This window comes from Agromyces bauzanensis, assembly GCF_014645655.1.
GTDB classification, from domain to species: domain Bacteria; phylum Actinomycetota; class Actinomycetes; order Actinomycetales; family Microbacteriaceae; genus Agromyces; species Agromyces bauzanensis.
This window is the reverse complement of the sequence record NZ_BMMD01000015.1, coordinates 69,853-94,730: the sequence shown is the minus strand read 5'-3', so window position 1 is coordinate 94,730 and position 24,878 is coordinate 69,853. Positions and strand designations below refer to the sequence as shown.

General features: G+C 70.2%; 23 protein-coding genes. 13 read left to right on the top strand and 10 right to left on the bottom strand.

Features of this window, described 5'->3' with window-relative positions; all coding sequences use genetic code 11:
- The first annotated feature begins 171 nt into the window (after positions 1–171).
- Both IEX31_RS13235 and IEX31_RS13230 read left to right on the top strand, forming a co-directional pair.
- Entirely contained in the window at positions 172–615 is a 444-nt protein-coding gene (locus tag IEX31_RS13235) for a DUF2868 domain-containing protein (RefSeq protein WP_188743899.1), read from the top strand.
- Between the two features lie 363 nt (positions 616–978).
- On the top strand, positions 979–4,032 hold the full coding sequence (locus IEX31_RS13230) for a DEAD/DEAH box helicase (RefSeq protein ID WP_188743898.1): 3,054 nt from the start codon (positions 979–981) through the stop codon (positions 4,030–4,032).
- A gap of 248 nt (positions 4,033–4,280) precedes the next feature.
- On the opposite strand, the gene IEX31_RS13225 is transcribed toward IEX31_RS13230, so the two are convergent.
- From IEX31_RS13225 to IEX31_RS13215, 3 genes are all read right to left on the bottom strand, one after another.
- Positions 4,281–5,627, bottom strand: coding sequence for an MFS transporter (locus tag IEX31_RS13225; protein ID WP_229662346.1), 1,347 nt, complete (start codon positions 5,625–5,627; stop codon positions 4,281–4,283).
- A gap of 202 nt (positions 5,628–5,829) precedes the next feature.
- The gene (locus tag IEX31_RS13220) at positions 5,830–7,884 is read right to left on the bottom strand and encodes an ABC transporter ATP-binding protein (RefSeq protein WP_188743905.1); all 2,055 of its coding nucleotides are present in this window, start codon (positions 7,882–7,884) and stop codon (positions 5,830–5,832) included.
- Positions 7,885–7,987: 103 nt separating this feature from the next.
- On the bottom strand, positions 7,988–9,736 hold the full coding sequence (locus IEX31_RS13215; protein ID WP_188743896.1) for an ABC transporter ATP-binding protein: 1,749 nt from the start codon (positions 9,734–9,736) through the stop codon (positions 7,988–7,990).
- 305 nt (positions 9,737–10,041) lie between these two features.
- On the opposite strand from IEX31_RS13215, the gene IEX31_RS13210 reads away from it, so the two are divergent.
- Complete coding sequence (locus tag IEX31_RS13210) at positions 10,042–11,694, top strand: acyl-CoA dehydrogenase family protein (RefSeq protein WP_188743895.1); 1,653 nt, start codon at positions 10,042–10,044, stop codon at positions 11,692–11,694.
- A gap of 73 nt (positions 11,695–11,767) precedes the next feature.
- Here IEX31_RS13210 and IEX31_RS13205 read toward each other — a convergent pair whose 3' ends face one another.
- Entirely contained in the window at positions 11,768–12,226 is a 459-nt protein-coding gene (locus IEX31_RS13205) for an NUDIX hydrolase (protein WP_188743894.1), read from the bottom strand.
- A complete protein-coding gene (locus IEX31_RS13200; protein ID WP_188743893.1) occupies positions 12,219–13,271 on the bottom strand; it encodes a BadF/BadG/BcrA/BcrD ATPase family protein in 1,053 nt (350 codons plus the stop codon). The genes IEX31_RS13205 and IEX31_RS13200 overlap by 8 nt, the downstream gene beginning before the upstream one ends.
- A gap of 264 nt (positions 13,272–13,535) precedes the next feature.
- On the opposite strand from IEX31_RS13200, the gene IEX31_RS13195 reads away from it, so the two are divergent.
- The 4 genes from IEX31_RS13195 to IEX31_RS13180 all read left to right on the top strand — a co-directional run bounded on the left by IEX31_RS13195 (position 13,536) and on the right by IEX31_RS13180 (position 16,123).
- Complete coding sequence (locus IEX31_RS13195) at positions 13,536–13,763, top strand: zinc ribbon domain-containing protein (RefSeq protein WP_188743892.1); 228 nt, start codon at positions 13,536–13,538, stop codon at positions 13,761–13,763.
- A 65-nt stretch (positions 13,764–13,828) separates the two neighbouring features.
- On the top strand, positions 13,829–14,410 hold the full coding sequence (locus tag IEX31_RS13190; RefSeq protein ID WP_188743891.1) for a hypothetical protein: 582 nt from the start codon (positions 13,829–13,831) through the stop codon (positions 14,408–14,410).
- Positions 14,411–14,739: 329 nt separating this feature from the next.
- Positions 14,740–15,219, top strand: coding sequence for a hypothetical protein (locus IEX31_RS13185; RefSeq protein WP_188743890.1), 480 nt, complete (start codon positions 14,740–14,742; stop codon positions 15,217–15,219).
- 292 nt (positions 15,220–15,511) lie between these two features.
- The gene (locus IEX31_RS13180) at positions 15,512–16,123 is read left to right on the top strand and encodes a hypothetical protein (RefSeq protein ID WP_188743889.1); all 612 of its coding nucleotides are present in this window, start codon (positions 15,512–15,514) and stop codon (positions 16,121–16,123) included.
- A 514-nt stretch (positions 16,124–16,637) separates the two neighbouring features.
- On the opposite strand, the gene IEX31_RS13175 is transcribed toward IEX31_RS13180, so the two are convergent.
- Complete coding sequence (locus IEX31_RS13175; RefSeq protein WP_188743888.1) at positions 16,638–17,777, bottom strand: carboxylate-amine ligase; 1,140 nt, start codon at positions 17,775–17,777, stop codon at positions 16,638–16,640.
- A gap of 204 nt (positions 17,778–17,981) precedes the next feature.
- Here IEX31_RS13175 and IEX31_RS13170 point away from each other — a divergent pair, with 204 nt between their 5' ends.
- Complete coding sequence (locus IEX31_RS13170) at positions 17,982–18,389, top strand: YciI family protein (RefSeq protein WP_188743887.1); 408 nt, start codon at positions 17,982–17,984, stop codon at positions 18,387–18,389.
- Between the two features lie 95 nt (positions 18,390–18,484).
- On the opposite strand, the gene IEX31_RS13165 is transcribed toward IEX31_RS13170, so the two are convergent.
- Genes IEX31_RS13165 through IEX31_RS13155 form a run of 3 tightly spaced genes read right to left on the bottom strand, consistent with a single transcriptional unit; the run spans position 18,485 to position 20,249 of the window.
- Positions 18,485–18,829, bottom strand: a complete 345-nt coding sequence (locus IEX31_RS13165) for a DUF2510 domain-containing protein (protein ID WP_188743886.1) — start codon at positions 18,827–18,829, stop codon at positions 18,485–18,487.
- On the bottom strand, positions 18,819–19,637 hold the full coding sequence (locus IEX31_RS13160) for a sulfite exporter TauE/SafE family protein (RefSeq protein ID WP_188743885.1): 819 nt from the start codon (positions 19,635–19,637) through the stop codon (positions 18,819–18,821). Before IEX31_RS13160 ends, IEX31_RS13165 begins: the two co-directional genes overlap by 11 nt.
- A 36-nt stretch (positions 19,638–19,673) precedes the next feature.
- Entirely contained in the window at positions 19,674–20,249 is a 576-nt protein-coding gene (locus tag IEX31_RS13155) for a VanZ family protein (RefSeq protein WP_188743884.1), read from the bottom strand.
- A 361-nt stretch (positions 20,250–20,610) separates the two neighbouring features.
- Between IEX31_RS13155 and IEX31_RS13150 the strand changes: the two genes are divergently transcribed.
- Complete coding sequence (locus tag IEX31_RS13150) at positions 20,611–20,814, top strand: cold-shock protein (protein ID WP_136709507.1); 204 nt, start codon at positions 20,611–20,613, stop codon at positions 20,812–20,814.
- A 60-nt stretch (positions 20,815–20,874) separates the two neighbouring features.
- On the opposite strand, the gene IEX31_RS13145 is transcribed toward IEX31_RS13150, so the two are convergent.
- On the bottom strand, positions 20,875–21,723 hold the full coding sequence (locus IEX31_RS13145; protein WP_188743883.1) for an NAD-dependent epimerase/dehydratase family protein: 849 nt from the start codon (positions 21,721–21,723) through the stop codon (positions 20,875–20,877).
- A 382-nt stretch (positions 21,724–22,105) separates the two neighbouring features.
- Between IEX31_RS13145 and IEX31_RS13140 the strand changes: the two genes are divergently transcribed.
- The 4 genes from IEX31_RS13140 (at position 22,106) to IEX31_RS13125 (ending at position 24,854) form a co-directional block, all read left to right on the top strand.
- Positions 22,106–23,143, top strand: a complete 1,038-nt coding sequence (locus tag IEX31_RS13140) for a fatty acid desaturase family protein (RefSeq protein WP_188743882.1) — start codon at positions 22,106–22,108, stop codon at positions 23,141–23,143.
- Between the two features lie 107 nt (positions 23,144–23,250).
- Positions 23,251–23,457, top strand: a complete 207-nt coding sequence (locus tag IEX31_RS13135) for a cold-shock protein (RefSeq protein WP_142138881.1) — start codon at positions 23,251–23,253, stop codon at positions 23,455–23,457.
- Positions 23,458–23,961: 504 nt separating this feature from the next.
- Positions 23,962–24,375 carry an ArsR/SmtB family transcription factor gene (locus tag IEX31_RS13130; protein ID WP_229662345.1) on the top strand — a complete coding sequence of 138 codons (414 nt, stop codon included), beginning with the start codon at positions 23,962–23,964 and terminating at the stop codon, positions 24,373–24,375.
- Positions 24,372–24,854, top strand: a complete 483-nt coding sequence (locus tag IEX31_RS13125) for an SRPBCC family protein (RefSeq protein ID WP_188743881.1) — start codon at positions 24,372–24,374, stop codon at positions 24,852–24,854. Before IEX31_RS13130 ends, IEX31_RS13125 begins: the two co-directional genes overlap by 4 nt.
- Positions 24,855–24,878: the final 24 nt, after the last annotated feature.

The window sequence follows — 24,878 nt, the reverse complement described above, 5'->3', positions numbered from 1 at the left end:
TCTGCCACCACCGAATCCACCGCGAGGGATGGGACATCCACGCAACCCGAACCGAAGTCTGGTTCACCCCACCACCGCACATCGATCCCGTACGAACACCCCGACCCGGCGGACGGGCGCGATTCGCGCTGCCCGCAACCCAGTCGGCCGCATGAGACCCGGCGCGAGGAGGTGAACAGTACGTTCCTCGACGCCGATCAGGTGCGTGCGCTGCTCGCCGTGAAGCTCGCGCCCGGCTCGTGGCTCACGGGCATCCCGGTGCCGGATGTCGCGGCGGTCGCGTCCATCCGCGCTCCCGACAGCGAGAACGACGCGACCTGGATGCACCTGCTCGCCGCAGGCGTCGCGGCGGTGGTGGTGATCCCGCGGCTCGTGCTCGCACTCGTGTCGGGACTTGTCGAGCGGCGCCGGGCCGCCCGCATCGCACTGCCGCTGACGGATCCCTACTACCGCCGACTGGTTGCGCGCTCCCTCGGCCGTTCGGGGCGGATCCGCGCCGTGCCGTACAGCCACACCCTCACGCCCGAGGCGCGGGGCGGGCTCGACGCGATCCTCGCGCGCACGTACGACCGGCGCCGGGGTCACCATCGAGGCGCCCGTCGCGTGGGGCGATGACGAAGCGCTCGCGAACCTGTCGTTCGCACGGATGGCGGCCGCCGAGGAGGTCGTCGTCCCCCTGTCCGGCCTCGCCGCGACGCCCGAGCGCCAGGCGCAAGGCGAGTTCCTCGACGCACTCGCCGCAGGGGCGGGCTCGGGGCATCCGCTCACCGCCCTCGTCGACGAGCCGGGCCTGCTCGACGAGCTCTACCCGGGTGCACCGCGCTCCGCGGGTCGAGGAGAACGCCCAGCACCGCGCCCGCCGGTTGGGGGGCGCGCCCGCGTCGTCTCGAAACCCGCCTGGCCCGCAGCCGGTTTCGAGACGCTCCTGCGTCGCTTCTCAACCCGCGGGCGTCAGGCGTGCATGCGAGCATTGGGGGCATGCCCGCCGACCGCTCGCCCAGACCGGGCGTCAGTGCAGGCGGCACCGATTGGCGCAGCGCGCTGGCCGGGCTCGCACACGTGCGAGCGGATGCCGCAGCTCCGGGTTCCGGCGGCTCGACGCGCCCGCTCGGGCTCCAGTTCGAGCTGCGTCGGCGCGTCGAGCGCCGGAACGGCGAGTGGCGCGGAGCGCGCGACGAGACGGCCCGGCGCGCGGCATCCGTCGACCGACTCGCGGTGCGGCCGGTCGCCCAGGGCGCCAGGGGTACCTGGGTGAAGGACGGCCTGACCTGGCAGAACATCGCCTACCAGGCCAGCGCCGCGGGCGTCGACCCGTCGCAGTCGCGATGGTTCGCGCAGTTCGCGATGCTGAAGGGCACGACGCCCGCGGTGTACCAGTACGGCTCCGAGTGGATCACGCTCGACGAGTTCGAGAGCCCACTGCTGTGGGGGCTGCTCGCCGAGGCGGGGCGGCTCGGCATCGCGCTCGTCGGGTCGGATGTCACGCCCGACGTCGTGCTGCGCGGGAGCGCCACGGTGGGGCTCGACGCGAGTCTCGCTGGCAGGTCACCCCTCGTGCCCGGCGGTCTCACGCTCGAGCCGACGGTCACGATCGACGACGAGGAGCACCCGGTCGAACACGTGCGGCCGATCGCGTGGCACGGCGTCTACCGCTCCGACTTCGATGCCGGGGTGATCGAGCTCGCTCCGGTCGCCAACGGCGAGCTCACCCCGGCGCAGCGCGCACTGATCACGGCGCCGCCCGAGCCGATCCACGTGCCGGCTGCCGAGGTGTCGACGTTCCTGCGCGGGCACTTCCACACGCTCGCCCGGTCGCTTCCCGTCGTGAGTCTGGATGGCAGCTTCGAGGCGCCCGATGTCCCGCCGGCGACACTCGTGCTCGAGGCGGCGTTCGAGCCGGGCGACGTGCTGCGCCTCGCCTGGCGGTGGGAACACGCTGGCGGGCGCACGAGCCCGGTCGAGGCATCCGAGGCATCCACGACCGCTGCCGCCGACGACCCCGAACTCGACGACGACCTCCTGGCCCGCGTCGCCGACGAGCTCGGGTGGGTGCCGCTCGACGCGATCATCCTGCGGGGCCTCGACGCCGCCGAGTTCACGGCCGAGCGGATGCCGCGACTCGAACGCTTGGCCGAGCGCGGCGGCCTGCGCATCGATGTCACGGGCGAGCGGCCCGACTACCGCGAGGTGACCGCCGCACCCGAAGTGCGCGTCACGACGGTCGAGTCGCGGCAGCGCGACTGGTTCGACCTCGGCGTGTGGCTGACCGTCGAGGGCAAGCCCGTGCCGTTCATGCCGCTGTTCCGGGCGCTCGCGAAGGGGCAACGCCGGCTGCTGCTCGTCGACAAGAGCTACCTGAGCCTCAAGCTGCCGGTGTTCGACGAGCTGCGCGACCTCATCGAGGAGGCGGGCACGCTCGCCGAATGGGAGACGGGCCTGCGCATCCACCGCACCCAGACGAGCCTCTGGGCCGATTTCGAGGACCTCGCGGATGTCTCGGTTCCCGCGCGCGCCTGGCGGGCGACCATCGCGGGGCTCGAAGGGGGCGCTGTCGAGGAGGTTCCGCCGCCCGCAGGCCTCGCGCTGCCGCTGCGGGCGTACCAGCTCGCGGGGTTCCGTTGGCTCGCATTCCTGTGGCGGCATGGGCTCGGCGGCATCCTCGCCGATGACATGGGGCTCGGCAAGACGGCGCAGACGCTGTCGCTCATCGCGCATGCGGTCGAGGAGTCGGAGTCTCGAGACGCGTCCGGCTCCGCCGGGCGCTTCTCGACCCGCGGAGGCGGCGCGCCGTTCCTCGTCGTCGCGCCCACCTCGGTCGCCTCGAACTGGGTGAGCGAGGCCGCGCGCTTCACCCCGGGGCTGCGCGTCGCGACGGTCACGGCCACCGAGGCGAAGCGGCGCGGTCGCATCGCGGATGCCGCAGCGAACGCCGATATCGTCGTCACGACGTACTCCGTGCTGCGCCTCGAGGCCGACGCGTTCGCCGCGATCGAGTGGGGCGGACTCGTGCTCGACGAGGCGCAGTTCGTGAAGAACGCTGCGACGAAGGTGCACCAGGCGGCCCGCGACATCCGGGCGCCGTTCCGGCTCGTCGTCACGGGCACGCCCGTCGAGAACAACCTCAGCGAGCTGTGGGCGCTGTTCCACATCGTCGCTCCGGGGCTGTTCCCGTCGCGTCGGGCGTTCGACGAGCGCTACCGGCGGCCCATCGAGAACGACGGCAACATCGAGCGGCTCGCGCGGCTGCGCCGACGGGTCCGTCCGCTCATGCTGCGGCGCACGAAGGAGCTCGTCGCGCCTGAGCTGCCGCCGAAGCAGGAGCAGGTGCTGCAGGTCGAGCTGCATCCGCGGCACCGGCGGCTCTACGACACCATGCTGCAGCGCGAGCGGCAGAAGCTCCTCGGGCTCATCGACGACCTCGACCGCAACCGCTTCATCGTGTACCGCTCGCTCACCCTGCTGCGCATGCTCGCGCTGGACGCGACGCTCATCGACGAGGAACGGTACGCGGGAATCGCGTCGGCCAAGCTCGACGCGCTCTTCGAGCAGCTCGACGACGTGCTCGGCGAGGGGAATCGGGCGCTCGTGTTCAGCCAGTTCACGTCGTTCCTCGGCCGGGCGGCTTCGCGCTTGGATGCCGCAGGGGTGCCGTATGCGTACCTCGACGGGTCGACGCCCGCTCGTCGACGCGACGCGGTGATCCGGCAGTTCCGCGAGGGCGAGGCATCGGTGTTCCTCATCAGCCTGAAGGCGGGCGGATTCGGGTTGAACCTCACCGAGGCGGACTACGTGTTCCTCCTCGATCCGTGGTGGAACCCGTCCAGCGAGGCGCAGGCGATCGACCGCACGCATCGCATCGGCCAGGCGAAGCAGGTGATGGTGTACCGGCTCGTCGCCTCGGGAACGATCGAGGAGAAGGTCATGGAGCTGAAGGCCCGCAAGGGCGAACTCGTGGCGTCGCTCCTCGACGACGAGGGGATGACGGATGCCTCGCTCACGGCCGACGACCTGCGGGGGCTGCTCGCGGACTGAGCGCGCGATGCGGGTCGCCGAACCGGTCGCCGGTGCCGGCCTTCGGCCGACCATTCCGCTCGCGGACGAACGTTTCCCGTTCTGCGACCCGGTGCCGGAGCGGTCGAGGTGCCGGGGTGCCGGGGTGCCGAGCTGCCGGAGTGCCGGGGTGCCGGGGTACCGAAGTGGGGTCACTTCGCAGACGAAACTGTCGCTCGGATTCGGTGACGCGAACGACACATCGCGTGGCGGTCGGGGAGACCGCGCGTTCAGTCCGCAGCGCGGTCGCGACGAGCGCGGCGCGACGACCGCGGCTCGTCGAGCCCGATGTGCACGCGCGTGCGCTTGCGTTCGAACACGATGAAGCCGGCGCCGAGCAGCCACAGCGGCACCTGCGTGAGGAACGCCATGCGGAATGCGTCGAGGCTGTAGGTATCGGGCGTGCCGGCGCCCTGCACGTCCATCGCGATGCCGATGAAGAGGATCGCGAGCAGGGCAGCGAGGAATCCGCCGACGTTCACGATGCCGGTCGCCGTGCTGAGTCGGTGGCTCGGATTGAACGTGCGCGCGTGATCGAACCCGATCATCGATGCGGGCCCGCCGGTGCTGAGCGCGAGCGCGAGCACGAGCAGCAGCCAGAGTGGCGCCGCCCCCGGCCAGGCGATCACCGCGAGCCACGCAAGCACCTGGATGCCGATGATGGGCAGCACGAGCATCCGCGACCGGCGCATCGGGTGACGGCTCGAGAGCATGCCGATGACGGGTCCGGTGAGCATGCCGAACACCACGTAGACGCTGAACACGAGGGACGCCATCGCGGGCGTCAGCCCTTCGCCGACCGTGAGGAACGGGAACCCCCAGAGCAGGATGAACGCCGTGCCCGAGAACGGCGCCGTGAAGTGCGACCAGAACGCGAGCCGCGTCGCCGGGTGCGCCCACGACTCGCGGAAGCCCACCCGCAGGTCGGCAGCAGAGGTCACGACGTGCATCGCTCCCGTCGCGGTGTCGACCGAGACATCCGCCGATCGATCGGGCGGATGGTTGCGGATCACCGCGAACGTGAGCAGCGTGAACAGCACCCCCAGTCCGGCAAGGCTGCCGAACGCGACGCTCCACGTCGTCGCGTGCAGGAGCGCCGCCATCGGCAGGATCGCCAGCAGCTGGCCCGTCTGCCCGACGATGCCCGTGAGCTGCACGAGCAGCGGCGCCTGCCGCTCGGGGAACCACACCGCCACCACGCGCAGCACGCTGGGGAAGATCGCCGCGTCACCCGCGCCGACGAGCATCCGCGCGAGGATCGCCGTGCCCACGTCGGGCGCGAACGCCATGACGAGCTGCCCGACGGCCATGAGGAACATGCCGATGGTGATCATGGGCCGCGCGCCGAACCTGTCGAGCAGGAGCCCGACCGGGACCTGCATCGCGCCGTACACGAAGAGCTGGATGACCGCGAACATCGACAACGTCGAGGCATCCGCGTCGAACCGCACCGCCGCGTCCACACCGACCGCCGCAAGCGAAGTGCGGTTCGTCACCGACAGCACGTACGCGGCGACGCCGACGCCCCACACCAGCCACAGGTGCCACGGGCGCACAGGCGGGAGGGCAGTCGTCACGGAACCTTCAGGGCGGAAGTGGGGAAGGAGAGGCGGAGTGGTCGACCGGCGGCGACCGGACCGCAGGCTTGCGGCCACCGGGCCGCGGGCTGCGGCCACTGGACCGCAGGCTGCTCCCAGCCTAGGCGACGCCCGTACACGAACGAGCGGATGCCCCGGTCGGGACATCCGCTCGTTCGATCGCGTTCGCGTGCTCCAGGCGTCAGGAGAGCTCGGCCTCGGCTGCCTCCTCCACGACCTCCTCGAGCGTCCTGATCGGGCCGGTGAGCACCTCGCCCTGCTCGGCGGCGAGCTCCGCGTCGACGTCGTACGCCGCCTGCTCGAACTGCGAGTCGTAGAGGCGGTGGTACGGGCCCTTCGCGGCGATGAGCTCGTCGTGCGTGCCCTGCTCCACGATGTCGCCGTGCTCCATCACGAGGATGAGGTCCGCGTCGCGGATCGTCGAGAGGCGGTGCGCGATCACGAACGACGTGCGGCCCTCGCGGAGCGCCGCCATCGCGTGCTGCAGCAGCAGCTCGGTGCGGGTGTCGACCGAGGAGGTCGCCTCGTCGAGGATCAGCACCGAGGGCTGCGACACGAACGCCCGCGCGATCGTGACGAGCTGCTTCTCACCGGCCGATACGTTCGACGCCTCCTCGTCGAGCACGGTGTCGTACCCGTCGGGCAGCGAGTGCACGAACCGGTCGACGTACGTCGCCCGTGCGGCGTCGAGGATCTCGTCCTCGGTCGCCGACTGACGCCCGTAGCGGATGTTCTCCTTGATCGTCCCGGCGAACAGCCACGGGTCCTGCAGCACCATGCCGGTGCGGGCCCGCACATCGCGACGCGTGAGCGACGCGATGTCCTGGCCGTCGAGGAGGATGCGACCGCCGTCGAGTTCATAGAACCGCATGATGAGATTCACGAGCGTCGTCTTGCCGGCACCCGTCGGACCCACGATCGCGACGGTCTGCCCGGGCTCCACCCGGAACGACAGATCCCGGATGAGCGGACGCTCGGGCGTGTACGAGAACGAGACGTTCTGGAACTCGATCGTGCCGGTGCTCCGCACGGGCTCGAGCGCGTCGGAGGCATCCGCCTCCTGCTCGTCGGCGTCGAGGAGCTCGAAGACCCGCTCGGCCGACGCGGTGCCCGACTGCACGACCGCGGCCATGCCGCCGAGCTGCGCGAGCGGCTGCGTGAACTGCTGCGAGTACTGGATGAACGCCTGCACGTCGCCGAGGCGCAGCTGCCCGCCCGCGACCATGAGGCCGCCGAGCACCGCGATGCCCACATAGGTGAGGTTCCCGATGAACATCATGCCCGGCATGATGATGCCGGCCAGGAACTGGGCCTTGAACGCGGCCTCGTAGAGCTCCTCATTCTCGGCGCGGAACTTCTCGCTCGCGTCGCGCTCACGGCCGAACACCTTCACCAGCGCGTGCCCCGAGAACGACTCCTCGACGCGGGCGTTGAGGCGCCCGACCTTCCGCCACTGCACCCCGAAGGCGGCCTGCGACTTCGGACCGATCAGGCCGAAGATCACTCCCATGAGCGGCAGCGACACGAGCGTGACCAGCGCGAGCTGCCACGAGATCGAGAACATCATGATGAGCACGCCGACCACGGTGAGCACGCTCGTGAGCGCGCTCGAAAGCGACTGCTGCATCGTCTGCGTGATGTTGTCGATGTCGTTCGTGACGCGCGAGATCAGCTCGCCGCGCTGTACGCGGTCGAAGTACCGGAGCGGCAGGCGGTGCACCTTCGCCTCGACGTCCTCGCGCAGGCGCCACATCGCCCGCACCATGATGAGGTTGATCACGTAGCCCTGGATCCACGAGAGCACGGATGCCCCGACGTACAGGAACATCGCGATGATCACGACCTGGCTGAGCCGCACGAAGTCGATGCCCTCACCCGGGACCAGTGTGGCGGCCCCGACGATGTTCGCGAGGTCCTGCTGGCCGGCCGAACGCAACTGCTCCACGACCTGCGCCTGGGTGACGCCCGCCGGCATCTGCGACGAGATGAAGCCCTCGAAGATGATGTTCGTCGCCTCGGCGAGCACCTTCGGCGCGATGACCGTGAGCACCACGCCGATGGCGCCGAGTACAGACGCGAACGCGAACGGCCACTTGTAGGGGGCGAGCAGACCCAAGAGCCGCCGGAAGCTGGCGCCGAAGTCCTTCGCCTTGCCCAGAGCCACGGCGTTCCAGTCGCCCGAGTTGATGCGCGCCTCCTCGGCGAGCTCGTGCTCGATGCGCTCCTCTTCGGTCATCGGCTTCGGCTCGGCCTCGCGGCCCCGGCCGCGCGCACCCGCGCGCCCGCCCCCGCCGCGCCCGCCGCGGCCCCGGCCGCCCGCCGCACCCGGTTCGGTCTTCTCAGGTTCGGTGCTCATGCGCCGTGGCCTCCACTCCGAGCTGCGATTCGACGATCTCGCGGTAGGTGGTGCTCGTCTCGAGCAGCTCCTCGTGCGTGCCGACACCGACCATGCGGCCGTCGTCGAGCACGATGATGCGGCCGGCATCCGTGATCGTCGAGACGCGCTGGGCGACGACGATCTTCGTCACGTCGGGCAACTCCCGCCACAGCGCCTGTCTGAGTCTCGCGTCGGTGGTGAGGTCGAGCGCCGAGAACGAGTCGTCGAACACGAGCAGGTCGGGCTGGTGCACGATCGCCCGGGCGATGGCGAGGCGCTGCCGCTGGCCGCCGGACACGTTGGTGCCGCCCTGCGCGATGCGCGCGTCCAGGCCGCCCTCCATCTCGGCGACGAAGTCGCGGCCCTGGGCGATCTCGAGCGCGTGCCACAGGTCGGCGTCGGTGGCCTCCTCACGGCCGAAGCGGAGGTTGGATGCCACGGTGCCCGCGAACAGGAACGGACGCTGCGGCACGAGGCCGATGGTCTTCCACAACCGCTCGAGGTCGGCCTCGCGCACGTCGACGCCGTTCACCAGCACCGCACCGCCCGTCACGTCGAACAGCCGCGGGATGAGCGAGACGAGCGTGGTCTTGCCGGCGCCGGTGGAACCGACGATCGCGACGGTCTCACCGCGCTCGGCGCGGAACGAGATGCCCTCGAGCACCGCGTGCTCGGCGCCGGGATAGGCGAACGCGGCATCCCGGAACTCCACGGTGCCCGGGTCGGGGAATTCGGACACGGGCTCCGTCGGCCGCGAGAGGGTGGACTCGCTTGCGAGCACCTCGGCGATGCGCTCGGCCGACACCGCCGCCCGCGGGATCATGATCGTCATGAACGCGGCCATGAGCACGCCGCCGAGGATGATGCCCACGTATTGTATGAACGCGAACAGGGTGCCGATCTGCACGTTGCCCTCGTCGACCTCGATGGCGCCGAACCAGATCACGCCGATGACGGTCAGGTTGAGCACGAGCATGAACAGCGGGAACAGCGTGATGAACAGCTTTCCCACGCGGCGCCCGACGTCCATGATGTCGGTGTTGGCGCCACGGAACCGCTCCTCCTCGATGCGCTCGCGCACGAACGCGCGCACCACGCGGATGCCCGTGAGCTGCTCGCGCAGGATGCGGTTCACGGCGTCGAGCTTCTTCTGGTAGGTGCGGAACAGCGGCACCATGCGCGACACGACGATCGCCGCCACCAGGAGGATCGTGGCGACCGACACCCAGATCAGCCAGCTCAGCCCGACGTCCTGCCGCAGCGCCATGATGATGCCGCCGATCGCCAGGAGCGGCGCGCTCACGAGCATGGTCGCCCCCGTCATGGCGACCATCTGCACCTGCTGCACGTCGTTCGTGTTGCGGGTGATGAGCGAGCCCGGCCCGAACTGCGACACCTCACGCTCGGAGAACGCGCTCACCTTGTCGAACACATCGTTGCGCACGTCGCGGCCCACGCGCATCGCGGCCTTGGCCGCGAAGTACGTCGCGATGATGGCCGCGGTGATCTGGGCCAGCGAGATCGACAGCATGAACACGCCCGTCGACCAGATGTAGCCGGTGTCGCCCTTCGCGACGCCCTCGTCGATGATGTCGGCGTTGAGGCTCGGCAGGTACAGCGAGGCGAGGGCTGAGGCGAACTGGGACACCAGAACGCCGACGAGTAACCAGAGATAGGGCTTCACGTAACGGATGAGGAGTCTGCCGAGCATGTTTCTCCGTGAGGGACGTGGGTGTGCAGTGTGAAGGATGGCGTGCGGGGGAAGGTCGACCGGCGGGGCCGGAAGGCCGGGCTCAGCGATGCACCCGCACAGTCTGCATCCGACCGGATGCCGCCGACATCCTCCGGTGGGTGGATATCGCTCAGGGCGGAATCGGCAGTATCAGCTGTCCGGGCCATCATGGGCGAGGCGATCGCCACCGCGTTCCTCCGTGCGTACGCCCCCTGAGCCCGGAAGACGCACGACGTCTACCCGCGCCGCCGCCCGCCGACGAGAATGGCTCGCGGAGGTCGACGATGACGAGCACGCATGAGATCCTCAACCAGGCGCCGCCCCGCGAGGGCGTCGACGAGTACGCCGCGAACGTGCCGCTGGTCGAGGCGGTCGCGCGGTGGGGCCGTCGGGGCCCGGATGCCGCGACCGGCGACCTGCACGCGATCGGCTCCCTCGTGGGCTCGGCGGCGTTCCAGCGCGACGCCGAACGCGCGAACACGCAGCCGCCGGTGCTGCGCACGCACGATCGGTGGGGCCGACGCGTCGACGAGGTGGAGTACGACGACGCGTACCACCGCATCATGGCCGCCGCGGTGGATGCGGGCGCGCACACGTCGGCGTGGGCCGATCCGGGGCCGGGTGCGAGCGTCGACCGAGCCGCGGCGTTCTTCCTCTTCGCGCAGGTCGAGCCGGGCCACTCCTGCCCGGTGTCGATGACGCACGCGGTGGTGCCGGTGCTCGAGCTCGCGGCATCCGGACTCCGCGACGGCTGGATGCCGCGGCTGCTGAGCCGGGAGTACGAACCCGACCTCGGCGGGGGCGCCGAGCGCTCGGCGCTCGTCGGCATGGCCATGACCGAGAAGCAGGGCGGCTCCGACGTGCGCGCGAACACCACGCGCGCCGAGCCGACCGGCGCCGACGGTCCGTGGGGGCGCGAGTTCCGGCTGACCGGCCACAAGTGGTTCTGCAGCGCGCCGATGAGCGACGCGTTCCTCGTGCTCGCCCAAGCGCCGGGAGGGCTGAGCTGCTTCTTCGTGCCGCGGGTGCTGCCCGACGGCACGCGCAACGTGTTCCGGATCCAGCGGCTGAAGGACAAGCTCGGCAACCGCTCGAACGCGTCGAGCGAGGTCGAGTTCGACGGCACGGCCGCGTGGCTCGTGGGCGAGGAGGGCCGCGGCGTCGCCACCATCGTGCAGATGGTCACGCGCACCCGGCTCGACTGCGTCATCGGCACCGCCGCCGGCATGCGCCAGTCGGTCGCCGAGGCGGCCTGGCACGTGCGGCACCGCAGCGCCTTCGGGGCGCTCCTCGTCGACCAGCCCGCGATGGCGGCCGTGGTCGCCGACCTCGCGCTCGAGTCCGAGGCGGCGACCCTCACGGCCATGCGGCTCGCCCGGGCGTACGACGACGACGCCTCGGGCGCCGAGGTCGCGTTCCGGCGCCTCGCCACGGCGGTCTCGAAGTACTGGGTGTGCAAGCGCGGGCCCGGACACGCGTACGAGGCGCTCGAGTGCCTCGGCGGCAACGGCTACACCGAGGCGTTCCCGCTCGCGCGGCGGTACCGCGAGCAGCCGCTGCTCGCCATCTGGGAGGGGTCGGGCAATGTCATCGCGCTCGACGTGCTGCGCGTGCTGGCCCGCGAGCCCGAGGCGTTCGAGGCGTTCTTCGACTTCGTCGGGGTGGCCGGCGGCGGGCACGCGGGCTTCGACCTCGCGCTCGCCGAGGCGCGGTCGGTCGTACACGAGGTGTCGAGGGATGCCGCGGCCGCGGCATCCCGGGCCAGGGAGCTCACCGAGCGGCTCGCGCTCGTGCTGCAGGCGGCGCTCCTCATCGAGCACTCGCCCGGCGCGGTCGCCGACGCGTTCGTGCGCACGCGCCTCGAGGGCGGCGGCGGGATGCTCTACGGCACGGTCCCGCCCGGCGCCGACACGGCCGCGATCCTCGCCCGCGCCTGAGCGGGTGCCCGCGGCGGCCGCTGCCGCCTTCCCACCCCGACCCGGCCGGAGGCGGCGCCGTCCTCGCGGGACCTCAGCCCCCGACGAGCCGCTCGAGCGCGTCGAGCGCCGGCCGCTGGCCCTTCACGAGCCGCTCGCGTGCATCGTCGAGCGCGAACCATCCGGCCGCGTCGAGCTCGGGAAACGACTGCCGCCGCCCCGACCTCGGCGGCCACTCCAGTTCGAACACGTTGCTCCGGATGTCGCTCGCGTCGAAGTCGCTCTCGCCCGCGAACACCCACACGCGCTTGCCCGACGCGTACCGGAACGCGCCGAGCTCCCGGTACTCGACGTCGGGCGCCGGGCGACCGACCTCCTCGGAGAACTCGCGCAGCGCGGCAGCGAGCGGCTCCTCGTCGGTGTACGTGCCCTTCGGGATCGACCACGCGGCGGCATCCCTGCCCCGCCAGAACGGGCCGCCCATGTGACCGAGGAACACCTCGAGCCGAGGCATCCGCCGATAGAGCAGCAGGCCGGCGCTCGTCTCAGCCACGCGAGATCCAGAGGAACGGCGGATGCCCCGCCGGCACGTCGCCCGCCGCCACGAGTCGCGCCAGCCGAACGGCCCCGTCGAGGGGTGTGCCCGCGGGTGCGATGAGCTCGGCGCTGGGCGCGAGCCGCGCGAACTCCTGCTCGAACGACGCCGTGAACGCGCCGTCCGCGGCGAACACGCCGCCGACGCCCGAGGCGAGCTGCGGCAGGTCGGGGTCGAGGGCTGCCGCGAGCGTGGCCGCGACGGCCGAGCCCGCCCGGCCCATGATGTCGGTGGCGAGGTGGTCGCCGGATGCCGCGAGCTGTGCGACATCCGTTGCGAACCCCGCGAGCAGCCCGGCCCGGTCTTCACGGGTGAGGAGGTGCGCCGGCCACTCGTGCGCGGGGCCGAACCGGTCGACGGCGGCCGACAGCAGCGCCTGCGCGTCGTCGGTCACGCGGTCGTGCGTCTGGATGGCGGCCTTGAGCGCCTCGATGCCGATCCAGGCGGCCGAGCCGCGGTCGTCCCAGAGGTGCCCCCAACCGCCGACCCGGCGCCAGTGCGAGCGAAGGTCGGTGCCGATTGCGATCGCGGCCGTGTCGACGGAGACGACGGCTCCGGCCCGGCCGCCGAGGGCGCCGAGGTGCGCGGCGACGGCGTCGATCGTGAGGGCGAGCGGTGTGCCGCCGCCCGCAGCGCGGCCGAGTCGACCGAGTGCGGTGCCCGGGGAGGTCACGAGCGAGGCGAGACCGGTGGCGCCGATGCCGATCGCGACGATCGTGGCATCCGGCCACTCGGCGTGGGCCGCCTCGATGAGCTCGGCCGCCACCTCGGGCGTGGACCCGCAGGGGGCTACGACCGCGCGCCCGCCCTCGAGCACGCGCCGGCCCGCGGTTGCGGCGTCGTGGTCGCCGCCGCCGGGGCCCGGGTCGCCGCCGGGCGGTGGAGCGAGCGGTTCGAGTGGCTCTAGCGCCGCGCGTGAGCCCGTGCCGCCGACGTCCACCCCGAGCACCCAGCGGTCGGCGTCGGTGGCGCCCGCCGAGGAGCCGGGTACGACACTGTTCACGGTCCGAGCCTATGGCTGCGGCACTCGTTCGGGGGCCTTTGATTGCGACGAGATCACGATCTCGGAGATCCGTGCCGACCTCGAACCGACTCTCTCGTTTCGCAACGCGGTGGCGGGGTGGCGGGGTGGCGGGGTGGCGGGGTGCCGGGGTGGCGGGGTGCCGGGGTGGCGCGCCCTCGTGCAGGAAACGGTCGCTCGGCGCGATCCGCGACGATACCGCGTGTGACACCGGGGATGACCGCTGTCGGGCGTACCGTGGGCAGCATGGCGACGAACCAGGTGCAGACCACTGTCGAGCAAAACGTGCTCGACGAGCCGTGCCCCCGCTGCGGGTCGACCGCTGTGCGTGCGGTCGTCTACACGTCTTCGACGCGGGCCGCCATCGACTCGATGGATGACGCCACCGTCTTCTTCGAGGCTGAGGATCCGCTGTTCGACTGCCGCGAATGCGGCTTCGAATGGGGAGAGTTGATCCGCGACCTCATGCGGTAGCGGGCTACGTCTCGGGCTGTGGATAACGGCCGTTTCCGTAGTGCCGCTCGCCTATGCTCATCGCCATGCCGAGCCCCCGCCCCCGTCGATTCGTGATGCGCCGTCATGGCGCTGCGATCACCGCGGCCGGCGTTCTCACGCTCGTGCTGAGCGGATGCGTCGGCGCACCCGCGAACACGCCGTCACCGTCGCCTTCGGTGTCCGCCGAGCCCGTCTTCGCGTCAGACGAGGAGGCGCTGGCCGCGGCTGAGGCGGCATACCGGTCTTTTGAAGAAGTCTCAGCACTCATCGCGTCAGAATCGGGGAATGACGCCGAGAGGATCGAGGCGGTGGCAACGCCGACCTATACGGTCCAGCTGCTGGATGAGTTCGCCCAGTATCGCGCCCTCGGTATTCGGGCCGAGGGGCAGACGGCGCTTGACTCCTTCTCATTGGTTCAGCAACAAACGACCGCGGCCGGGTCAGAAGTCGTCATCTACGTATGCCGAGATGTCGGCGATGTGCGTGTGCGTGATGCATCAGGCGCAGATGTCACGCCACTGGATCGCGCCTCGCGGACCCCCTTGATCGCAACTTTGGTGGCAGGCGACGGGGCGAGGTTTCTGGTCGACGGAGTCGAACTATGGTCCGGCGAAGATTTCTGCTAGCGACGGGCGCGTTCATCGGGTTGGTCGCGGCCGTGGTCCTAGAGGCGTCGCCCGCTAGTGCGTGTAGCCCGGCAGTCGGGTACATCGGCTGCCCTCCCGAGATCGACAGTTCAGTCGATGGGGGACAGGCGGTCCTCGAGGGCCTAATAAGGGACGACAACTCAGATGACGCGAATGACCCGCCCAGTCATCTAGGTCCAGAAAGATCTGATGCAGAACAAGAGCCTGCGTCCACGCCACCCCCATCAGACGATTGCAGCCCCACCAACCCGAGCCTCTGCGCCGGCGACCCCGCCGCCCCGCCCGACGAGCCCGTCGCACCGGTCGTCGTGACGCTGCGGGACATCGCGTCCTTTCGGCCGGCGACACCCGGCAACGGGATGGAACCCGGCGGCTGGGCGATCGAGGGGCTGCCAGCGAACTTCGTGGCCGGCGCATCCGTCGAGGTCGTGGCCGGAACGCTGCTCGGGCAGCCCGCCGACGTGCGGTTCACGCCGGTCGGCTACCGGTGGACGCACAGCGACGGGGCCGTCGTCGAGACCTCGACGCCCGGCGCGACGTGGGCCTCGCTCGGGCAGCGCGAGTTCAGCGAGACGACCACGAGCCACGTCTACGCGGCGTCGGGCGTGTACACGGTCGAACTCGCGGTCGTGTTGCGCGCCGAGTACCGGTTTGCCGGATCGCCGTGGCGCGCCATCGCGGGCACGCTCTCCGTCGCGGGCGATCCGCTGCGCGTGCTGGTCGGCGAGTTCGACACCGTCCTCACGCAGGGCGACTGCAACGCGAACCCCGCCGGGCCCGGCTGCTGAGCGCTGGAGCGCCAGCGCCAGCGCCAGCACACGAGCACGGCCACGAGCACGAGCATGAGCATGAGCACGAGCTGAGCCTTGAGACGCGACACTGGGGAGGGGCACGCTAACCCCTAGGATCAGCAGGGAACACCAGCGATGTGGCGAACATGGGGATCACACGACGATGACGTCACTCATGTGCTGTGCCGGGGAACGGACCGAATGGGAGTCCTCATGGCCGGCAACTGCTCGACTCGCTCCACTCGCAACACCTTCGTCCGTGTCGCCAGGCTCGGCCGTGGCGTTCTCGATGTTGGGCCCGATCGGCGCGAGCGCCGTCGACAACGACAACGTGCTCGACGTGTGCACGGCGGAAGTGAGTGCCGGTGAGGCGGCCGACCTCGCTGCATCGGGGTTCGACGTCTCCGACAGCGGATACACCGAATCCGGCGTGAGCGTCGACGTCGTGCTCACCGATGAGGAGGCGAAGAGCCTCCGCGACCGCGGTGTCGACGTGAAGGTGAAAAGTACAAGGACGGCAAGTCCTCTCGGCAACTGGCTGCGGAGCAGGCGGAGTCGGGCTACGAGGTGTGGCGCTCGTGGGACGAGGCCGGCGGCATCCCCTGACGAGCTGCACCAGCTCGCGAAGGACAACCGCAGGAGCCTCGGCGAGGTGACGCTGAAGTACTCCGTCCACGGCGCCGACCCCGCGAGCGCCTCGACCGAGGAGTGGACCGGCGGCGACCGTTACGGCGGCCAGACCGGCGTGCACTACGCGATCATGAGCGGCTTCGTCACGGGCACCAGCCTGGGCGACAGCGTCGAGGTCCGGTTCGAAGGCGGCGGCGAAGGCGGAGAACGCGGAGTGCCGCGCCGACCCGGCCGTGCTGGTCCGGTGCCGTGCTCTCGGCGGATCGGGTGACTTCACCAACGACACCCTGCAGTACTGGCTCGGCGCGTACCTCACGGTCGACGACGCCGGCACCGCGGAGGACGGCAGCATCCTCGACGTCCTCGGCACCGACCGACACCCCGTTCACCGGCATCGACTGGGGCTTCAACGGAGCCGACTGCGCGCAGAACCCGAACAACTGCATCGTCACGACGGCGGCGGGCTTCCCCGAGGCTGCAGTGGTGGCCACCCCAGGTTCGCTCCTGACCGGTTTCGGCTTCGAGGGCATGACGGATGCCGCGATGCAGGCCGCTTGGATGGACAAGGCGCTGGAGCACCTGTTCGACTGACGGCGCGGCCCTGCTGAGCGCCGGGTGTTTCCGTTCCCACCGGATGTCTCCGCGGGAACGGAAACACTCGGCGGGAACGGAAACGCTCGGTGCGAACGGAGCCACTCGACGCGCCGGCGCCGGGCGCCAGCGAGGCGCGCCCGCGCCCGCGCACGTGCCGGAGCGTGGATGGGCGACGAGTGCCGCCCCCCCACCTACCGGCCCGACGCGGTCGGCTCCCCGTGGCGTGGGTGGTCGGCGACCACCGTCGACTCCATGAGCCGGCGCACACCGGCCATGCCGCCCCGCGAGAACGCCGTGCGCTGCCGTTCGGCGCCCGTGCCCTCCCGTAGCATCCGCGCCACCGCGTCTGACACCGCGCCGAGGTCGCCGGCCCCGGTGAGCTCGCGCTCGAGGGTCCGCACGAACCGGGTGAGGGTTTCGCCGGCGGGCGCAAGGCCGCCGGACGCCGGATCGAACACGTCCTGACGCATCCCGAAGTGGGCGGAGTGCAGTAGCGCGGCAGAGAGGAGTTCGGGCGGCACCTCCGCCGACGCGTCGGCCGCGGCATCCATCGCCTCGGGCTCGGCGAGGGCGTGCGTGACGAGTGCCCGTACGAGTGCCGTGACGAGCAGCGTCGTGTCCGCGTCCAGCTGTGCGTCGCCCATGCGGAACTCGATCGTCGGCAGGTGCTCCGACAGGCGCAGGTCCCACGAGATGAGCCCGAGGTCCTTCGTGCCGCCGATGCCGAGCAGTCGCGTGATGCGGCGCTCGTAGTCGGCGGCATCGACGAACGCCGGAGGGCAGCCCGAGGTGGTCCAGCGGCGCAGCAGGATCGTGCGCCAGCTGTCGTACCCCGTGTCATGCCCGCGCCACAGCGGCGAGTTCGACGAGATGGCGGTGAGCAGCGGCATCCACGGGCGCGCCGCGTTCAGCGCGACCACGCCGGCCTCGCGGTCGGGAATGCCGACGTGCACGTGCAAGCCGCTCAGCTGGTGGTCGGCGATGACGCCCGCCATGTCGCGCACGATCCGGTGGTACCGCTCGACGTTCGTGATCGACGGGAACGGAGTGGTGTCGGGCGGCGTGCCCGTGCTCGCCGCGACCACGCCCAGCTCGGCCGCGCGATCGGCCACGAACCGCCGGAATCCCACGAGCGCCGCTCGGGACTCCTCGAGGTCCGTGAACACGACAGAGGCATGCTCCACCTGCGACGCGAGGAACTCCTTGTGCGTCACGTCACGCCATTCGGGGGAGTTCGACAGCGAATCGAACACGTACGCTGCGACATCCGCAGGACGCAACGTCTCGGGATCCAGGAACTGGAACTCCTCTTCGACGCCGAAGGTTGTCATCACGCCCCCTCTCGTCGCGTGATATCCGCAATCGAAGGTTCGGCGAGGGGAGGCCACTCTGTCAAGCCCGTGCGTCGAGAGATTGCGAACCCATGAGCACGGGTGTCGCCGTCGACATCGAGAATCGGCAGTCGGCCTCGACATACTGATGGGAGCGCGGTCCGGCCTGCCGATGGAGACGACACCACGAAGGAGCGATCAGCGATGAAGTACCTCATCCAGTTCTACAGCAACCCGGAGTCACGCGCCGTGTGGGAGGGGTTCAGTCCCGAAGAGCAGGCAGAGGGGTACGCGTACTACCAGGGCATCAGCGAGGAGCTCGCCTCGAGCGGGAAGTTCGTCGCGGGGCGAGGCCCTCGCCCACGCCTCGCCCACGCCTCGCTCGCCAAGCGCGTGACGACGACCGACGAGGGCGCCGTCGCGAGCGACGGGCCGTTAGCCGAGACCAAGGAGCTGTTCGCCGAGACCAAGGAGCTGCTTGCCGGCTTCTACCTCGTCGACTGCGAGAACGAGGCGCGCGCCGTCGGGATCGCGGCCCGGTTCCCCGAGGAGCAGTTCGGCCTCATCGAGGTGCGCCCGGTGCTCGGGCTGAGCGGCGGCGACGACCTCTGATCGTGACGCGAATGATCGTGATGCGACAATCGTGACGCGACATTCGTGATGCGGCATCCGACCAGTGCGGTGAACCGGAATCGCATGCCCGGATGCTATCCGTGACGGCCGACACGAGGCGCCCGCCACACGCTCCCGACCGCGCGGTCGATCCAGCAGGCGGATGCCGCGGCGCCGTCATGCTCGGGCGGCAGCGGCACCATCGTGTACTCGTCTGGCGAACGCAGGCGCACGGTGTGCCCGGGGGCCTCGTCGACCAGTGCGCTCACATGGAGCCGGGAACCCGTCTCGACTTCGGCGATCGTCGGCTTCGGCACGATGTGGGGGCTCCACTTCGTGCCGTCCCAGTAGCGCAGCCACGCGGCATCCGACTCGTGGTCCCTGAGCTCCGTCGACGGGTCGTCGTACCAGCCGGCGCGGCGATCGGGCTCACACGTCACGTGGCCGCTCCCGCTTGCCGAGCGTGATCGCGCGGATGGTCAGCTGCACCGCGGCGATGACGATGAGCGCCGCGAACAGCCGCACCGACCATTCGGGCGACAGCAGGAACGCGATCGCGACCCCGCCGAACGACGCCGCCGTGGCCGCAACGCCCACGACGAGGGCGGTCCGCAGGTCGACGAGGCCGGCACGTGCGTTCGCGACCGTGCCGCTGACCGCGGTCGGGATCATGACGGCCAGGGAGGTGCCCTTGGCCACGAGATCGCTCATGCCGAACAACGCGATGAACGCGGGCACCATGATGACACCCCCGCCGATCCCGAACAGTCCCGACGCGATCCCGATGGCCACGCCGAGCGCGAGCATGGCCACGACCGTGACCACATCGAACTCGAGCAGGCGATCGGTGCGCACCGGCGTCACCAGCAGCAGGCGCACCGCGACGGCGACGAGCAGGCCGATGAACAGCCAGCGCAGCCAGCCGAGCGACAGGCGCCGGAGCAGCCACGACCCGACCCACGACCCGGCGATGCCGCCGATCGCGACGAACAGCGTGGCGATCAGGTCGACCTGGCCGTTGAGGAGGTAGGTGATGGATCCGGCGACGGCGGCCGGCACGATCGCCGCGAGCGACGTCGCCGAGGCCCGGCGCTGGTTCATGCCGGCGAAGGTCACGAGGAGCGGCACCATGAGGATGCCGCCGCCGACGCCGAAGGCCCCCGACAACAGCCCCCCTGCCGCACCGACGAGCGCGAGGCGCACCCAGGGGAGCCGTGCCCGAGCGGAGGGCGCGGCGGGGGAGGTCACCCGAACACTGTAGCGGCGGTCGGCCGGACGTGCGGTTCAGGCGGCCGTGTGATCGACCGTGCGCGAGGAGGCGCTCGCGCCCACGACCGCGCCGTCGGGTTCGCCGGGTTCGCCGGGCTCGCCCGACTCGCCGAGCTCGGCGTGCGCGGGCGTGCGACGCCCGGTCGTGGCATCCGTCGTGCTCGGCAGTGGCGACGCGACCGCCGCTGCCCGCCGAAGGCTGCGCGCGACGAGCACGAGCAGCACGCCGAACACCGCGCCGCTCGCGTTCATGACCAGGTCGCGCGGGTCGGAGATGCGATCGGACGAGGACACTTGGATGAGCTCGATGAGCGCCGTGAAGGCGAATCCGGCGACGACGGCCAGCGGCCAGCGGCGGCGCGGAATGAGGAGCGCGGCGAAGACGCCCACCGGCACGAACATCGCCACGTTGAACGCCATCTCGGCGAGGTAGCCCGTCGTCCAGGTGACGGTCGCGGTCCACGCGTCGGGGTTCAGGATGCCGCCGTCGAACTGGTTGCCGCGGCCACGCCACGGCGCGGGCCCGACGGTCACCCACAGCAGGGCGACGGAGTAGGCGAGGGCGAAGAATCGCAGGGGGCGGCGGTTCATCCCACGATTCTGCCCCGGTTTGCTTCGAGTCGGCTGGCATCGTGCCGCATGTCCCCCCTCCGAGGGACAGATCCCGCGCGTCACGCGCGGTCACGATCCGGTCGCGAACGGTGTGCAGCGGGGTGGAAGCCGCTATGGTGGCCTTCAACGATTCCTCCATCTAGCGGGCACTCGCCCGTGCCTCCACCTGATTGCCCGGAGGCGGACCGATCCGCGTGGCATGACCCGATACGAGACGGCGGATGCCTGAGCGCACACCCGCCTCTCGCCCCTCGCTTCGGCGGCACCGGGCCGTCGGGGCCGCGATCGACTCGATCGCATCGGGCAGCGAACGCGGCCCGCACGACAGAAGGACAGCAGTATGGCAACCGGAACCGTCAAGTGGTTCAACGCCGAAAAGGGCTTCGGCTTCATCGCCCCCGACGACGGCTCGGCCGACGTCTTCGCGCACTTCAGCGCCATCACGGGCAGCGGCTACCGTTCGCTCGATGAGGGACAGAAGGTCGAGTTCGAGGTCGCGCAGGGCCCCAAGGGCCTGCAGGCGGAGAACATCCGCGCCCTCTAGGTCGCAACACGACGAACGCCGTCGCCACTCACGGGCTGCGACGGCGTTCGTCGTCTGCGCTCAACCCACGATGGAGTCGCGCCACGAGTGCCGCGGCTCGTAGCCGAGCAGGCGGCGAGCCTTCTCAATGGAGAGGAGCGTGTCGTTGACGCCGAGTTCGCCGCGCACCGGGACATCCGGGAACACCTCGGCGACGAGCTCGGAGTTCGGGCGACTCATCACATTGTCGGCCGCGGCGATGATGAACCGCTCGAAGCCGGGCTGGGCCGTGGCGAGCGCGCGGCTCACGGCCTGCGCGCCGTCGCGCGCGTCGATGTAGCCCCACAGGTTCCACTTGCGCAGCGTCGCGTCAGCGTCGAACGACGGGAACGCGTCGTAGTCCTCGGGGTCCATCACGTTCGAGAACCGCAGCGCCGTGATCGACAGCGCGGGATCCCAGCGCACGAGCTCGATCGCCAGCTGCTCCTCGAGGTGCTTCACGAGCGAGTACGTGCTCTCGGGGCGGGCCGGGTACTCCTCGTCGACCGGGAGGTAGGGCGGCGGGGTGTCGAAGGGCAGGCCGAGCACGGTCTCGCTCGAGGCGTACACGATGCGCCGGATCCCGAGGCGCCGCGCGGCCTGGAAGACGTTGTAGGTCGCGAGCATGTTGTTGTGGAAGGTTGCCACGTCGCTCTCGAGCCCCGGCGCGGGGATGGCCGCGAGGTGCACGATCGCGTCGACCCCCGAGTGGCGGTCATCGACGCCCGCGATGGCGTCGATCACCTGCCCGTAGTCGGTCATCTCGACGCGGATGAACCCGCCGCGCCTGCCGTGCAGGTCGAGGTTCCAGACCTTGTGCCCCTCCTCCCGGAGCGTGCGGACGACGGTGCGGCCGAGCTTGCCGGTTCCCCCGGTGACGATGATGCGCATGGGTCCAGTCTGCACCGGATGTCCCGACTCGAACGGCCCGTGCCGGCTGGGCCGAGCCCGGGCAGCCGCCCGGTTGCGGCCCGGCGCGCCGATTCACCGCAACTCCCTCGCCGGCGCGGCCGCGGCTCCTACGCTCCTGCCATGGCCGGCACGGGACGTCCGTCGAGGAGCTCCGCACCGCGGCCGACGCCGCACGGTGAACCGGACGAATCCGCGAGCCTCACAGCCCCTTCTCATTCAAAGACCCTAGACTCGGGATATCTGCAGCGGGTGGTCTACCCGCGAATCCCCGGCTGTGAAGTCGACGACCAGCTGGGACGAACACATCTCTCACACCGAAACCCTCGGTGCGATCCGGGTCACGAAGCCCCGCACCGGCTCCATGGACATCACACGGAGCTATACGGCACTTTCCCGGGTCGCTCGCGAATCCGGCCTCCTGAACCGCGCGCGGTGGTTCTACCTCGCGCTCGTCTCGCTGCTCACGCTCGCGCTCGGCGGCGCGATCACGGGGTTCATCCTGCTCGGCGACTCGTGGTTCCAGCTCCTCATCGCGGGTGCACTGGGCCTGATCTTCACGCAGTTCGCCTTCCTCGCCCATGAGGCCTCGCACCGTGCGGTGCTCGAATCGGGTCCCGCGAACGACCGGGTCGGGCGCTTCCTCGCGGCCGGCGTGGTCGGCATCAGCTACGCCTGGTGGATGACGAAGCACACGCGCCACCACGCCAACCCGAACAAGCTCGGCAAGGACCCCGACATCGACTTCGACACGATCTCCTTCACGGAGGAGTCGGCGGCGAAGCAGCGCGGTGTCATGGCGTTCGTCACGCGCAGGCAGGGCTGGCTGTTCTTCCCGATGCTGACGCTCGAGGGCATCAACCTGCACGTCACCTCGCTCCGCACGCTCTTCGCGCGGGGACCAGTCAAGGGTCGCTGGATCGAGCTCGGCCTCATGGCCGCGCGGTTCGCGATCTATTTCGGGGCGATCTTCACGTTCCTCCCGCTCGGCATGGCGTTCGCCTTCATCGGCGTGCAGCTCGCGGTGTTCGGCATCTACATGGGCGCCTCGTTCGCACCCAACCACAAGGGCATGCCGATCATCCCGAAGGACGCGAAGCTCGACTTCTTCTCGAAGCAGGTGCTGACCTCGCGCAACATCTCGGGCGGCTGGTGGGCGAGTGCGCTCTTCGGTGGACTCAACTATCAGGTCGAGCACCACCTCTTCCCGAACATGCCGCGTCCGCACCTCGCGAAGACCCGCGAGGTCGTGCGCGAGTACTGCCGCACGCTCGACGTGCCCTACACCGAGACGACGGTGCTGCAGTCCTATGCCATCGTCGTCCGTTACCTGAACCGCGTCGGCCTCGCCGCGCGCGACCCGTTCGACTGCCCGATGGTGAATCAGTTCCGTCGGGTCTGATCGACCACGCACTTCCGGCGGCGGACGTCGCCGTCGGAACCCAGCACGGCCCCGAGTCGTGCACGTCGCAGCCGCAGAGCGGCTCGGCTTTACAGAAGGAAAAGAATATGGCAACCGGAACCGTCAAGTGGTTCAACGCCGACAAGGGCTTCGGCTTCATCGCCCCGGATGACGGCACCGCCGACGTCTTCGCGCACTTCAGCGCGATCGCGTCGGGCGGATACCGCTCACTCGAGGAGAACCAGAAGGTCGAATTCGAGACCGCCCGCGGCCCGAAGGGCCTGCAGGCCGAGAACATCCGCGTCATCGCGTAGTTCTCGCACCCCCACCGGTCCCTGAGTTCGTCGAAGGGCCGGTCGACGAGCGGATGCCGCAGCCGGCGCCTCACAGTGAGGCGCGGCGCGGCATCCGTTCGCGCATTTCCGGCCCTCGGTGAGCCTGTCCCTGTAGCCGCGAAGCGTCGCATCGTCGTCGCCCGCGCCGTCGATCTGGCCGTGCATGACGAGGTCGTTCTCGGCTGGATCCCGGGCCGCCTGGGAGTCGGCGAACGTCGAGATGGTGAGTTCACCGCCGAGCACGTCGTGGTAGAACTCCAACGCCTCGCGGGCGTTGTCACGGAAGTTCAGGTACGGGTTGAGCGTGACGGGCATCGTCGCCTCCAGGTCGCGGTCTTCGTTCCTCCGCCCGATTCTGTTCCGGATGCCACGGCTCCACGAGTCCCCTGAAGCACCCACTTGACGATGAGGTTCAGGCGTCGTACCCTTTATCAATCAATTGGTTGATCAAGCGATCGATTGAGAACGAGGAGGAGGCAGGTGATGATCGTGGACCCGAGCGCCGACGACCGTCTCGACCGCGCCTTCATGGCCCTCGCCGATCCGGTGCGACGGGGCATCATCGCCCGCCTGAGCCGGGGGTCGGCCACGGTCAACGAGCTCGCCGAGCCGTTCCAGATCACCAAGCAGGCCGTCTCGAAGCACATCCAGGTGCTCGAGCAGGCCGGCCTCGTGACTCGCAGCCGCGACGCGCAACGACGTCCGGTGCACCTGGATGCCGCGCAGCTCGAGGCCCTCACCGCGTGGATCGACCGCTACCGGCTGATCCACGAGCAGCAGTTCCGCGCGTTGGACGCGCTGCTCGCAACCGACCGCGGCACGCACGCCGCAGCATCCGATAGCCAACCCGGAACCGGTGCCGACACCGGTCCGATACAGGAAAAGACAGGACAATGACCACCACAAGCAACCCCGTCACCATCAGCGCGCCCGAGGGCCTGCCCTTCATCGAGATCGAGCGCGAGTTCGACGCGCCCGTGGCCGCCGTGTTCAATGCGCACCGCGACCCAGAGCTCGTGAAGCGGTGGCTGGGGCCGAACGGCTACGAGATGGCCGTCGACCGCTGGGACTTCGTCAGCCACGGCGACTACCGGTACCTGCACACCAACCCCGAGGGCGAGGCGTACGCGTTCAACGGCACGTTCCACACGGTGCGCGAGAACGAGCTGGTGATCCAGACCTTCGAGTTCGAGGGTTTCCCCGATGTCGTGAGCGTCGAGTCGCTGACGTTCGACGACCTCGGCGACGGGCGCACGCGCCTCCGGGCGCACTCCGTGTATCCGAGCCTCGAGGCGCGCGACGGCATGATCCAGAGCAACATGGAGCTCGGCGTCCGCGAGGGCTACCAGCGACTCGAGCAGCTGCTCGGTGCCTGAGCCCCGAGCTGCGAAGAAGGAGCA